The following is an 11,461-nucleotide window of genomic DNA, read 5'->3' on the forward strand; positions in this document are numbered from 1 at the left end:
CGCGCTTTGCTCATGTTGCCATTTTCTAAATAGCCTAGGCCGAGCGCAATGCGAGATTCGGCCATTTCAACCGGATCCGCTTTTACTTCAGGCTCACCCTTTTCGTTCACGGTGACACAGGCCGATAACGTGAACATTATCAATATCATCAGTACTTTTTTCATTATCTGCAGCTCCTAAATCGCTTAGACGCATGATAAGGAAATCAGAAGATCGAGGGGGAAAGAGGAGAGAAGAATGCGAGTCAGTATGCACTATGTTTGATGAAAACCTGAACACCTCATTACTGAGATGATCAGGCATGAAACACTAATCGTCTTTGGTAAATTTATCTTCGCTAAAGTGTTCAAGATCGTAAGGTGTTTGTTGGTAAACACAGTAGTTTAACCAGTTTGCAAACAGCAAGTGACCGTGGCTTCGCCAACTGGCGACTGGTTTATTATCTGGATTATCATTGGGGTAGTAGTTGACTGGGATTGCGGGTTCCATCCCTTCACCCAAGTCTCGAATATATTCACCATGCAGTGTATGTGCGTCGTATTCAGGGTGACCTGTGACAAACACGTTACGTTTGTCTTTGGTTGAGGCTAAGTACACACCCGCAACATCAGAGGTGGCGAGAATATCTAAATTCGTATGTTCGGCTAAGTATTCTGGTGAGAAATCAGCATAACGAGAATGGGGCGCTAAAAAGGTGTCGTCAAAGCCGCGTAATATCGGATGAAAGGGATGGTGGATTTCATGATGATAAACGCCCGATAATTTTTCTTTGCGAGTTCGTTTGGGTAGATTGTAGAGCAGTTTTAGCCCCGCTTGCGCTGCCCAGCAAACGTAGAGTGTGGAAGTGACGTGATTTTTAGCCCATTCCATCACGCTTTTTAAGTGTTCCCAATAAATCACATCTTCAAATTGAACCAACCCCAAAGGTGCTCCGGTGATGATGAGCCCGTCGAAGTTGCGATTTTTTACCATCTCAAATTGACGGTAAAAGTTCTCCAAATGCTCAGTGGGGGTATTTTTACTTGGGCGCTCATCAATTCTCAGTAATTCAATATCCACTTGCAGCGGAGTATTGGATAACAGGCGCAAAAACTGAGTCTCGGTTTCGATTTTCTTCGGCATTAAATTCAAAATCAAAACTTTCAATGGACGAATGCCCTGTGTGGCGGCACGTGTTTCTGACATCACGAAAATGTTCTCATGACGCAGTACATCACCGGCAGGCAGTTGGTCGGGGATCTTAATCGGCACAGCTTTCTCCCTAAGCTATTTTTGGACGTCTATACTGCCGAACTTAACTCAATCAAAACCAGATGTCGATAGCAAAATGAATCTTGCTGTGAAATTGGTTACTATTGGATATCCGTTTACTTACCTGTTGGATACACATGGCGCTAACCTTAACTTTGATCAGGGGATTACCCGGCTCAGGCAAAAGCACCTTAGCAAGGACGCTACATGCAAAGCATTTTGAAGCGGATATGTATTTTATCAATGAGAAAGGCAACTATTGTTATCAGCCAGATAAAATCGAGCAAGCTCATCGGTGGTGTCAACAGCAAGTGGAGCGCTGTTTAGCGCAAGGTGAGGACGTTGTTGTGGCGAATACTTTTGTTCGACAGTGGGAGATGCGAGCTTACCAGCAGTTGGCTAAACGTTACCATGCAACCTTAGTGATTAATGTTTGCCGTGCGCAATACCAGAATGTTCATGGCATCGATGATGCCACTGTTGAGCGTATGCGTCAGCAGTGGCAGGAATGATTAATTAACGCTTCCGCTGGAGTTGGTAAAAAGCAAGGGCTCCCCAACCAAACACTTGAACCCACAAGATCCCCCACTGAGTGCTGATTTGATCCCATGATGCGCCCATTTGGTTCAAACTGAGAAAACTCTGAATGGCAGGCGTACTTGGAAAGAGGTTGGATATCCAAATGATAGGGCGTGGAATTGCTTCTAACGGCCAAATAAAACCAGCTGAAAAAATCAGTGGCATTGAGCTGATTAATACCACTAACGTCACCAATTCTCGCCGCGGTGTAACTGAACCAAGCCAAATGCCACATAGGCAAGAGGCCAGTAAGAAAGGCAGTAGAAGTAGCAATAAATGCCCCGCACTGGCGAGGGTGTTGACACCATGTGAGGTAAAACTGGCACCAAAGTAGTACATGCTGAGTAGATAATAAACAGCAACAAGGACAATGCTGCGTACCAATATTAATCGTAGCGGTGTGGTATGGCTCCAGTAGCCATTTCCGTGCTTTTGTGTTCCGCCCATTAATCCTGCCGCCATGATCATGGTTTGTTGTAAGATCAAAACAAACACCGCTGGGACAACGTAATCAACATAACCCATGCGTGGGTTAAAGGTCGGTTTTAAGTTGATGCTTGTGGCGGAATAGTGCTGAGCGGCCAGAGAAAGCGGTTCTCCTTCCATCACTAAACGTGACACTTTACTTTTCGCGGCTAAGGTTCCACCAGCTTGTGATAAGCCCTCAACGATGGTGCCGTACACTAGAAAGTAAGAGGCATCGCCAGCGTAGGCCAGTGTTGGACTTTTCCCAAGCAGTAGGTCTTTATAAAAATGTTCAGGAATCACTAAAATACCGCTAACTTTGCGGTTAAGAAACGCCTGCTTGGCATCTTCAATGGTACTGTCGCGTTGAATCACTTTGACTTGTGGTGTTGCGTCAACCATGCGTTCTAGTTGGTAACTGGCTTGGCTTTTATCGAGATTGACAATCGAGAGTGTCTGCTCGCGTGGAGTTTGCTGCGTATAAGGCAAAGGGTATAAAAAGGAGTAAAAAACCACGCCACCAAAGACAGTCAACAGCACCACAGGGTTAGTGAATAGCGCTTTTAGCTCTGCTTTAAGTAGAGCAATGAATCGCGTAGTTTCAGTCATGGTTGATTCGCTCGGCTTGCTTGTGTTTACGGATAAGAATCAAAGTGAGCAGCAGCGGCAATGCATAGCCCAGCATTGGCACTAAATACTTAAGTGATGACAGCAATTCAGCGTTATAACTCACTTGGCTTACTTGCACTTCAATGTAGTGACTCACTGGTAGCAGGCTTCGCCACCACTGCGCTAGAGTATTCATATCCGTCACTGGGAACGTAATGCCCATAAACGCAAAACTTGGTGCGGTAAAAGCGCCAGCAAAACTCATCGCTCTTGCCGGATCGAGTGTTAGAAAGAAAAAGAGTGCGCCCATGATCATACAGGCGAGCGTCATTGCAAGTTGTGCGATAATCAATAGAGCAAAACTGCCGTGCATTGGCCACATTAATATTTGATAAAACCAGATTAAAAAACCAATCCCTTGCAACATAAAAATCGGCAGATAACGCATCAATGTTAGCGTTAAAATGCGTAATGGCTTTTCTCCAAGCCACGTTTGCAAACCAAAGTGACGATGGTTTGCTGCCAAAATCATAATGGTACTGACCACGACAACGATTTGCCAAAGAGCGGGTATAACCGCCGAGACTAAAAATTGCGCATAGTTTGTATTGAGATTAAACAGGGGCGTAATCTGTGTCCTGATTGGTATGGCTCGCCCCATCGCACTCAATGTGGTTTGTTGGCTAGTCGCTAGGTTTTTTACGACATCCACTTGGGCATTGAACGTACTTTGTGCTTGAACAATAGCAGAGTTGATCAATCGTCCAACCAAAATGTATTGGCTATTGAAGAAGGTCGATACTTGTGGCTGCTCACCACGAAATATTGATTTATCAAATTGATACGGAATGACAACGTACGCGTAAATGTCACTTTCAATTAACGCAGTTTTGGCTTGATTGACATCTTGGAACTGGTGCGTGACTGCCATGGTCGAGGTTGCATCGAAATCTCTTATCAATTGACGTGACAATTGGCTGTGAGACAAATCGACCACGCCAATCGGCAGATCGCGCACTATCCCTTGTGAGAAAATCCACCAAATACTGAATGCCAATACTATTGGTATCCAGCTTAGGCTAGACAATAGCCAAGGGTCATGGCGCAGCAGAGGCCATTGAGGGCGAACCTGAATTGACATAAGGCTTATAGCTCAACCACTAAACTCATTCCCATACGCAAACCTTCGACAGGCGTGGTAGGGCGAGCTTCGATTTCAAAGGTGCGTAAATCAAACCCTTGTGAGGCGTCTGTTGATCGCCATGTGGCGAAATCACCCATCACTGCAATGTGGGAAACGATAAATTCTACTTTGGCTTCTAAAGCAGGTAAGTAAGCCGTAAATGTTGTGCCTTTCGTAAAATGCTTGAGTTGATCTTCGCGTACGTTGAGCACCGCCCATGAGTCTTGGGTATCCACGACAGTGACGACAGGGAAGCCCTGTGGAGCCAGTTCGCCGCTTTGCAGCAGTACTTGGGACACTTCACCGTCAAACCAACTCTCAATTTTAGTGTCCGCGGCATAAGCTTCAACTTCCGCTACGGCACCAGCAGCCATACGTTCTTTTTCCGCGGCAGCGAGTTTAGTTTCAGAGCGTGCGCCTTCTTTGGTCATTTGATACATCTGAAAAGCGGCGCTTTCAGTATATTTAGCGGCCTGCCATTGGGTATTCGCTTCATCACGTTTTTGTTCAGCGACGACACCATCACGGTAAAGATTATTGACACGCAAATAGGTTTTTTCCATTAAATCCGCTGCGGCTTTGGCTTTAAGCCATTGATCTTTTGCCGCTTGGATCTGCTGATCGCGTGCGCCTGTTTCTGCTTCTTTAGCCAGTGCGCCCGCCGCTTTTTGACCCGCAATCGCTTGATCTAATTTAGCTTCAATTTCAGGGCTGTGCAGCGTGAAAATGAGCTGGCCACGTTCAACGCTATCGCCTTTGCGCACCAGTACCTGATCAATACGGCCGGGAACTTTTGAAGAAATACTGTATTGTTGAGATTCAATCTGTCCTTGTAAGCGAACAGGTTTAGGTTGAGATGCTTGGTAAAAGCGATAGCCTACCCAAGAGATCGCCACCACAGCAGCAAGAGCAATCAGTGTTGGTTTTACGGCTTTCATAAGGCATCCTTTTGAGCAGGTGATTCGTGAGTCATTGATGAGTGCAACAAAATCGCTGATTGTGTGTAGATAGGGAAAGTATTCATTTCACTGGTCAATGCCAGTAACTTATTTAAAGAAAGTAAGTAGTTGAAGCTGGCTAATGACTGTTGCGTTTTTATACTCGCAAGGTAGAGCTCTGCATCCACTACATCTAAAGACGTTGCTAAACCCTGACTGAATGCCTTTTGGCGTAGGTTCAGGTTTTCATTAGCCAGTGTGAGACTTGAGTTTAGTCCCATCACTTCTTCCAATGCTTGTTCGGCTTCCAAATAGGTTTTTTCCACCAACACGCTCAAATCTTGCTTAGCTTGCGCCTTTAAGTAACGTACTTGTGAGACTGCGCTGTGCGCTGCTTTGACTTGATCGCTGCGACCCGATGTTTCAATTAACGGAATGTTGACCCCAACACCCACTAACCAATCCGGTTTCATTTGGCTGGCCAGCGAATCGTCTTCATGTAGGCTGTAATCACCGTAAAGGTAGACTTCTGGATAGTATTTGCCTTTTTCAGCTTTGATCAAGCTGCTTGCTTGCTTTTCTTTTGCTTCAAGTAGTGCCAAGCCCGGATAGGTATTGAGCGTTTGCTCCACAAAAACAGAGAGCGGCGGTAAACGGTCATTGACAAACAGTGAACCACTTGGCTCGACTTTTTCTGTTTGACCTAGAATTTGGGTTAGTGCGCTTTGGGCAATATCTAAGGTTTTTTGTGCTTTTTTGCGTTCAACCGTTGCTTTATCTAATGAGGCTTCAGCTTGTAGCCGTTCCACATGGGCAATTTGTCCTTGTTGCTCTAACTTTAGTGCATTATCACGGTGCTTGGTTAACCCTTGCTCAACGGCTTGGCGAGTCACTAAAACCTCTTTTGCCAAAAGAACACTAAAGTAATATTTGCTCAAGTCTTCATAGCGCGCTTGTGTTTCCATTGCGAGCTGGCTTTGTGCTTCTTCTTTTTTACCTTCCGCAGCAGCTTGTGCGGCGCTGATCCGTCCGCCTGTAAAAATGGGCCAAATAGCGCGAATCGAAGAGCTGAAAATATCACGTTCGGTGATGGTTGATGTGATGGAGCCAGCACTGGCGAGTATCGGTCCTAAAACTGGCCCCAAAGATGATGGGATAGATTGCCCAGTGCTATCGAATATCTGCTTTCCTGACAAAGTAACATCTTGGTCTAGACGCGTGTAGTTTGCACCAATAGAAACAGCAGGCAAATTAAGACTGTCTGTGGAATTTTCAATATGCTGATAACGTTCGACATTTGCCCGCCCAGCGGCAAGTGAATTATTGCTCTGTTGCAAAAGATCCCATGCTTGTTGAAAGGAAATCGGCGCGGCGAAAGAAGGGGCTGCACCAAGCAGAGTAAAGACGAATAGGCTGAGTGTTTTCGCTTTCATGCTAAGCTCGAGTAATAATAATTAGAGTTAATGCTCTAGTTTTTTGCTGCGGAAGTCAACAGTGAGATGGGTTGAAATGTCGAAACAACAGCAAGTGATATGCGCTAGCATGAAGCGCATATCATCAAAATTCAATATTTAAATTTAATACTTATGGTAAGAAGGGCAGAGATAATCGGCCCGCCAAACCAATTTTTTACTACCTCTCACGTTTGTACTACCTTGCATCGTGGTCAGCACGTCCTTACCCGACATCTGCGGGAAAGCGAGTAGCACTCTCAGGTCATCATTTGACTCAGTCGCTATTTCTTCATAAGCCCGAACGTGAGTAAAGGTTGACTGTAAATGGTTAAACAGCATATCTCGGGAAAGGCAAATTCCAAAGGCATCGCGTTTCATTGTAAGTGTCCTTCTGACAATGTTATGAATGGAATCGATAGCAATTGGTATGGTTATTATAGGGCTATCTTTTTGTGAGGTTTCCTCATCATCTTCTTCACTGCACAATTAGTATACAAATGCTTTTGCATTATAAGATAAAATTTTTCTAAAATAGGCGTGATATAGATCACGAAATAACCATGATAATTTTTTATAAAACCTTGTGCATATTCTGCTTGGCAAGTCTTCGAAATAGATTGCAATAAAACGAACCAAAATGGTGCGTGGAATGCGTAGTATTGTTCACAGTTATTCGTTTCTCTCTTCGCTCAAATGTTAAATAAGTGTTAGCTTGTATGCAGAGTTAAAGAGGGATTTATGGTGTGGAGTAGTATCAGTTTTCGTAAGCGTATGCTGATCATAATGACCCTTTCAGGGTTGATTGAATTACTGCTGTTAGTTGCCGCTGGTTTTGTGTACATCAAACATTCTCAAGAAGAAGAGATGGGCTTAAAGGCCTTAGGGGTTGCTTCATTTCTTGCTCAAACTCCATCAGTGGTCGATATGCTTGAATCTGGTAGTGGGGTGGATCACCAACAGCGTTATCGAGAGTTAACAAAATTAATCGGTGCAACCTTCATTGTTATCGGCGATCAACATGGGATCCGCTTAGTCCATCCTGTTGATGAACGAATTGGTCTTCCCATGAAAGGGGGAGATAATGATCAAGCTTTGCTACATGGTGAGTCATACGTTTCTTTTGCTCAGGGTTCATTGGGTAAATCCGTGCGTGGAAAATCGGCGGTAAAAAATGCCCAAGGACAAATCGTTGGTGTGGTGTCAGTTGGTTACTTAATAGAACGGCTACAAGATAAAATTGAACCTTTTCTCATCTACCTAATTGGGATGGCACTGCTGGTGGTGCTGGCGAATGCTGTACTTTCCAGCTACGCCTCACGCCGTTTTCAGAAAGCGATACTCGGTTTTGAACCAGAAGAGATTGGCCGATTGTATGTCGAACTCGATGTCACCATGAGTACCTTAAAGGAAGGCATTTTAAGTATTGATGAGGCGGGTATTCTTCGTTCCATTAATAAAAGTGCGTGTGAGATTTTGGCGATTAACCGAGAGAAAGCACTGAATCAACCACTTTCTCTGTTTCTACCTGAAAGTGATCTCATGAGTGTTATTGAAAGTGGCACGCCTGATCACGACATCGAGCTGTACCTCAATCAACAGCGTCTGATCGCCAATCGAAGTCCGATTATTGTTGACGGTAAAGTGGTTGGGGCGGTGTCCAGCTTCCGCCTCCGAGATGAAATCAACGAGTTAACTGAGCAACTCTCCCAAACCAAAGAGTATGCTGAAATGCTGCGCTCTCAAACTCACGAACATCGCAACAAACTCAACACCATCAGTGGGCTTGTACAGATGGGAGAGCTGGAAGCGGTTCAGCATTTAATCGGCCAAGAAACGGCTCATTACCAATCGCTCATTGAATTTCTACGCGAGACAGTTAGAGATCCACTCATTGCTGGAATGCTGCTGGGTAAAACTGAGCGGGCTCGTGAACTTGGTTTGGAGTTAGTCGTTGAAGAGGGATCGCGTCTAGAACCTTTGCCGCAGCGTATCAATGCCGAAGATATCGTCACTATCTTGGGTAACCTGATTGACAATGCATTTGATGCGACACTCACGATGATCCGCAATGAAAAACGGGTGACACAAGAACGACGCATCATTGAAGTGTCACTCAGCGATTATGGTGCCGAAATTATTCTTGAAGTGGATGATATAGGGTGTGGTTTACCCGAAAAAATGTCGCCACAGCAATTATGGCAAAAGGGAGTCTCTAGCAAAGCAAAACATAACCGAGGTGTGGGTTTACACCTGGTAAAACAGTTAGCTGATCGCTATCAAGGGCAGCTAGAAATGAAAAGTAATCAAGATGTTGGAACAAGAGTTACGGTTTATCTGCCTAAGGAAGAACAAGTATGAATACCCGTGTCATGATCATTGAAGATGATATCGCGATTGCGCAATTACATCATCGTTACCTGACACAAATTGAGGGATTTGAAGTCATTGGCATTGCAACGACTCACGCCGATGCCCAATTGCAGTTAGATATCCTCAAACCCGATTTAGTATTGCTGGATGTTTATCTACCGGATGGTACGGGGCTCGATCTCTTACAGAAAGTTCGAGGCAATAACCAAGGCTGTGATGTAATTTTAATTACTGCAGCGCGCGATGTTGAGACGCTACAACAGGCAATGCGTGGTGGCGTAGTTGATTACTTGCTCAAGCCAGTCATGTTTCCCCGTCTTGAATCGGCATTGAAGAAATACCAAACCCAACAATTAGAGCTGGGCTCCGTGGCTGATGTTGACCAAAACGTAGTTGATAAAATGTTGACAGCCAATACCAGTGAGCTTCCCACTCATCTGCGTCTTCCCAAAGGAATTGATGGGGTTACGCTAGACAAAATACGCCATCTTTTTAATACACCATGCAGTTTGACCGCGGACGAAGCGGGAGAAAAAATTGGCGCAAGTCGAACCACGGCAAGGCGTTATCTGGAATATTTAATCAGCAGTGGTGAGCTAACCGCCGACTTAAATTACGGCACGGTTGGTCGCCCGGAGCGTTGCTATAAAAAAGTTGTGCGTTAGGCCGAGAGATTTAATGGGTTAACCGCATGAAATTTAATGCTATTTAATCACGTCGTTCGTATTGTTGATGATGAATGCTTGCGATCAACTAGACGGCGTTTCAAACCCCATCTAAAGTTTAAGGACAAAAGGCAGATAACATCATGTAGGAGAGAGGATGAACGTAATCAAATATCTGCGTACTATTCTACCTATGTGGCTAATCAGTGTGTTGGCATCATCACCTGCTTATCCCGCTAGTCTTGAAACACTAACTTATTATACAGAGGCCTATCCCCCTTTTAATTTTATGAATCAGGGCAAAATCACTGGAATTTCGGTTGATTTACTTCAAGAAGCCGCTAAATTCTCAGGACATGACGTATTATTGAGCCAGATCGTATTGCAACCGTGGGCTCGTTCTTATCGCTCTACCATTTTGAAAAAAGACGGAGTACTTTTCTCGACAACAAGGACGTCACACAGAGAGGAATTATTTCATTGGGTAGGCCCAATTGATGACATCAAAGTTTCGGTAATTGCACGTAAAGGCAGTAATATCAAACTTGGGGAGCCTTTAGAAATTACCTCCTATAAGATCGGGGTGATAAAAGATGACGTCGGCGAACAAATGCTGTTGCAATATGGTGTTCCGAGAGACTCAATGCAAGAAGCAACGGATGTCACAATGTTGGCAGAGCAGTTAGTGAAAAAGCGTATTGATTTGATTGCATACGATGAACGGTCAGCCCATTGGTGGATAAAACAAGCAGGATATGCCCCCGATCAATTTGAAACACTTTATGTGTTAAAGCAGGGATTACTTTACTATGCTTTTAATAAAAATATAGACCAAACACTATTAGACGATTTACAAATGGGTATTGATAAAGTAAAGAACACGGTTAATGAAGACGGTGTTAATCGATATCAAGCCATATTAAACAAATACCAATAACCATTCTTAAGATTAGTGACCAGTATGAGCAACCCAAGTAGTACAATTTTGACAGAGAGTGGTACCAACGAACTTGAGATTATTGAGTTCCATTTAGAAAAGGTACTGCCAGATGGACGCACGAAAACCTGCTATTACGGCATTAACGTTGCGAAAGTTAGGGAAGTGATACAAGTTCCTGATACCACCGATTATCCCAATGCTCAGCCGCATATGATCGGTGTATTTTCGTCACGTGATGTACTGACTCCGTTAGTTGATCTTGCCGGTTGGCTTGGTGTGCCTACTAATCCAAGCCTTGATCGAAAGTTTGTTATCGTGACGGATTTTAACCGCATGACCAATGGCTTTTTGATTGACAGCATTAGTCGTATTCACCGTATTTCTTGGAACGATGTTGAATCGCCGAGTCAGTTTTTAGAAGCGGGTGAGCAAGATTGCGTCGTGGCGGTTGTTCGCAAAGACGGCAACCTGATCATGATTTTGGATTTTGAGAAAATCATCGCTGACATCAACCCTGAATTGAGTATGGAAAAATACGATGTCACGGTGGACAGATCGGTCGACCTCAACCAAAAAATGATCAGCAAACGTAATGCGAAAACCATCATGGTGGTGGATGATTCGGCGTTTATCCGCAGTTTAATACAAGACACATTAAGCTCTGCAGGCTACAACATTATTGCGTGTAAAGACGGTGGTGAAGCCTATGAGAAATTGATGGAAATTGAAAAAGTAGCCAAGTCCGAAAACGTACCCGTGACAGAGTTAGTGAATGCGATCGTAACGGATGTAGAAATGCCGCGCATGGATGGTATGCACTTGTTGAAGCGCTTGCGTGACAGCGAAACTTATAAAACAACGCCGATAGTGATGTTCTCCTCGATCATGAGTGATGATAACCGAGCAAAAGCCTTAGCACTGGGTGCTGATGATACCTTGACCAAACCCGAAATTGGCAAAATGGTCACCCTGATGGATAAATATGTATTTGCTTAACCTTTATACTC

Annotated in this window: 11 protein-coding genes and 1 pseudogene; 5 read left to right on the forward strand and 7 right to left on the reverse strand. The window is 44.3% G+C overall.

Going from position 1 to position 11,461, the window contains the following annotated elements; genetic code table 11:
* Both AACT23_RS03985 and metA read right to left on the reverse strand, forming a co-directional pair.
* Positions 1 to 164 (reverse strand): annotated as a pseudogene (locus AACT23_RS03985) (type IV pilus biogenesis/stability protein PilW); the annotation flags it as partial.
* Positions 165 to 309: 145 nt separating this feature from the next.
* A complete protein-coding gene (metA, locus tag AACT23_RS03990) occupies positions 310 to 1,251 on the reverse strand; it encodes a homoserine O-acetyltransferase MetA (protein ID WP_013856656.1) in 942 nt (313 codons plus the stop codon).
* A gap of 137 nt (positions 1,252 to 1,388) precedes the next feature.
* On the opposite strand from metA, the gene AACT23_RS03995 reads away from it, so the two are divergent.
* Positions 1,389 to 1,763, forward strand: a complete 375-nt coding sequence (locus AACT23_RS03995; RefSeq protein ID WP_029189800.1) for an ATP-binding protein — start codon at positions 1,389 to 1,391, stop codon at positions 1,761 to 1,763.
* Positions 1,764 to 1,767: 4 nt separating this feature from the next.
* Here the strand turns inward: AACT23_RS03995 and AACT23_RS04000 are convergent, their stop codons facing one another.
* The 5 genes from AACT23_RS04000 to AACT23_RS04020 all read right to left on the reverse strand — a co-directional run bounded on the left by AACT23_RS04000 (position 1,768) and on the right by AACT23_RS04020 (position 6,857).
* Complete coding sequence (locus AACT23_RS04000) at positions 1,768 to 2,904, reverse strand: ABC transporter permease (RefSeq protein WP_013856658.1); 1,137 nt, start codon at positions 2,902 to 2,904, stop codon at positions 1,768 to 1,770.
* On the reverse strand, positions 2,897 to 4,045 hold the full coding sequence (locus tag AACT23_RS04005) for an ABC transporter permease (RefSeq protein ID WP_094127062.1): 1,149 nt from the start codon (positions 4,043 to 4,045) through the stop codon (positions 2,897 to 2,899). Before AACT23_RS04005 ends, AACT23_RS04000 begins: the two co-directional genes overlap by 8 nt.
* Before the next feature lie 5 nt (positions 4,046 to 4,050).
* Positions 4,051 to 5,025: an HlyD family secretion protein gene (locus tag AACT23_RS04010; RefSeq protein ID WP_017042989.1), complete on the reverse strand. Its 975-nt coding sequence runs from the start codon at positions 5,023 to 5,025 to the stop codon at positions 4,051 to 4,053.
* Positions 5,022 to 6,458 (reverse strand): TolC family protein, encoded by a 1,437-nt coding sequence (locus tag AACT23_RS04015; RefSeq protein ID WP_094127064.1) that lies wholly within the window; start codon positions 6,456 to 6,458, stop codon positions 5,022 to 5,024. The genes AACT23_RS04010 and AACT23_RS04015 overlap by 4 nt, the downstream gene beginning before the upstream one ends.
* A 144-nt stretch (positions 6,459 to 6,602) precedes the next feature.
* Positions 6,603 to 6,857, reverse strand: coding sequence for a hypothetical protein (locus AACT23_RS04020; protein ID WP_013856662.1), 255 nt, complete (start codon positions 6,855 to 6,857; stop codon positions 6,603 to 6,605).
* Positions 6,858 to 7,217: 360 nt separating this feature from the next.
* Here AACT23_RS04020 and AACT23_RS04025 point away from each other — a divergent pair, with 360 nt between their 5' ends.
* The 4 genes from AACT23_RS04025 (at position 7,218) to AACT23_RS04040 (ending at position 11,450) form a co-directional block, all read left to right on the forward strand.
* A complete protein-coding gene (locus AACT23_RS04025; protein WP_094127066.1) occupies positions 7,218 to 8,837 on the forward strand; it encodes an ATP-binding protein in 1,620 nt (539 codons plus the stop codon).
* Positions 8,834 to 9,514 (forward strand): response regulator, encoded by a 681-nt coding sequence (locus tag AACT23_RS04030; protein WP_013856664.1) that lies wholly within the window; start codon positions 8,834 to 8,836, stop codon positions 9,512 to 9,514. The genes AACT23_RS04025 and AACT23_RS04030 overlap by 4 nt, the downstream gene beginning before the upstream one ends.
* Before the next feature lie 157 nt (positions 9,515 to 9,671).
* A complete protein-coding gene (locus tag AACT23_RS04035; protein WP_013856665.1) occupies positions 9,672 to 10,451 on the forward strand; it encodes a substrate-binding periplasmic protein in 780 nt (259 codons plus the stop codon).
* 24 nt (positions 10,452 to 10,475) lie between these two features.
* Complete coding sequence (locus AACT23_RS04040; protein ID WP_026027355.1) at positions 10,476 to 11,450, forward strand: chemotaxis protein; 975 nt, start codon at positions 10,476 to 10,478, stop codon at positions 11,448 to 11,450.
* Positions 11,451 to 11,461: the final 11 nt, after the last annotated feature.

This window comes from Vibrio sp. V09_P4A23P171 (assembly GCF_963875615.1).
GTDB lineage: Bacteria > Pseudomonadota > Gammaproteobacteria > Enterobacterales > Vibrionaceae > Vibrio > Vibrio anguillarum.

Coding starts and splice junctions, on each gene's coding strand:
- AACT23_RS04040 (WP_026027355.1), top strand. CDS start 10,476: ATGAGCAACCCAAGTAGTACAATTTTGACAGAGAGTGGTACCAACGAA.
- AACT23_RS04020 (WP_013856662.1), bottom strand. CDS start 6,857: ATGAAACGCGATGCCTTTGGAATTTGCCTTTCCCGAGATATGCTGTTT.
- AACT23_RS04015 (WP_094127064.1), bottom strand. CDS start 6,458: ATGAAAGCGAAAACACTCAGCCTATTCGTCTTTACTCTGCTTGGTGCA.
- AACT23_RS04005 (WP_094127062.1), bottom strand. CDS start 4,045: ATGTCAATTCAGGTTCGCCCTCAATGGCCTCTGCTGCGCCATGACCCT.
- AACT23_RS04035 (WP_013856665.1), top strand. CDS start 9,672: ATGAACGTAATCAAATATCTGCGTACTATTCTACCTATGTGGCTAATC.
- AACT23_RS04000 (WP_013856658.1), bottom strand. CDS start 2,904: ATGACTGAAACTACGCGATTCATTGCTCTACTTAAAGCAGAGCTAAAA.
- AACT23_RS04010 (WP_017042989.1), bottom strand. CDS start 5,025: ATGAAAGCCGTAAAACCAACACTGATTGCTCTTGCTGCTGTGGTGGCG.
- AACT23_RS03995 (WP_029189800.1), top strand. CDS start 1,389: ATGGCGCTAACCTTAACTTTGATCAGGGGATTACCCGGCTCAGGCAAA.
- AACT23_RS04025 (WP_094127066.1), top strand. CDS start 7,218: ATGGTGTGGAGTAGTATCAGTTTTCGTAAGCGTATGCTGATCATAATG.
- AACT23_RS04030 (WP_013856664.1), top strand. CDS start 8,834: ATGAATACCCGTGTCATGATCATTGAAGATGATATCGCGATTGCGCAA.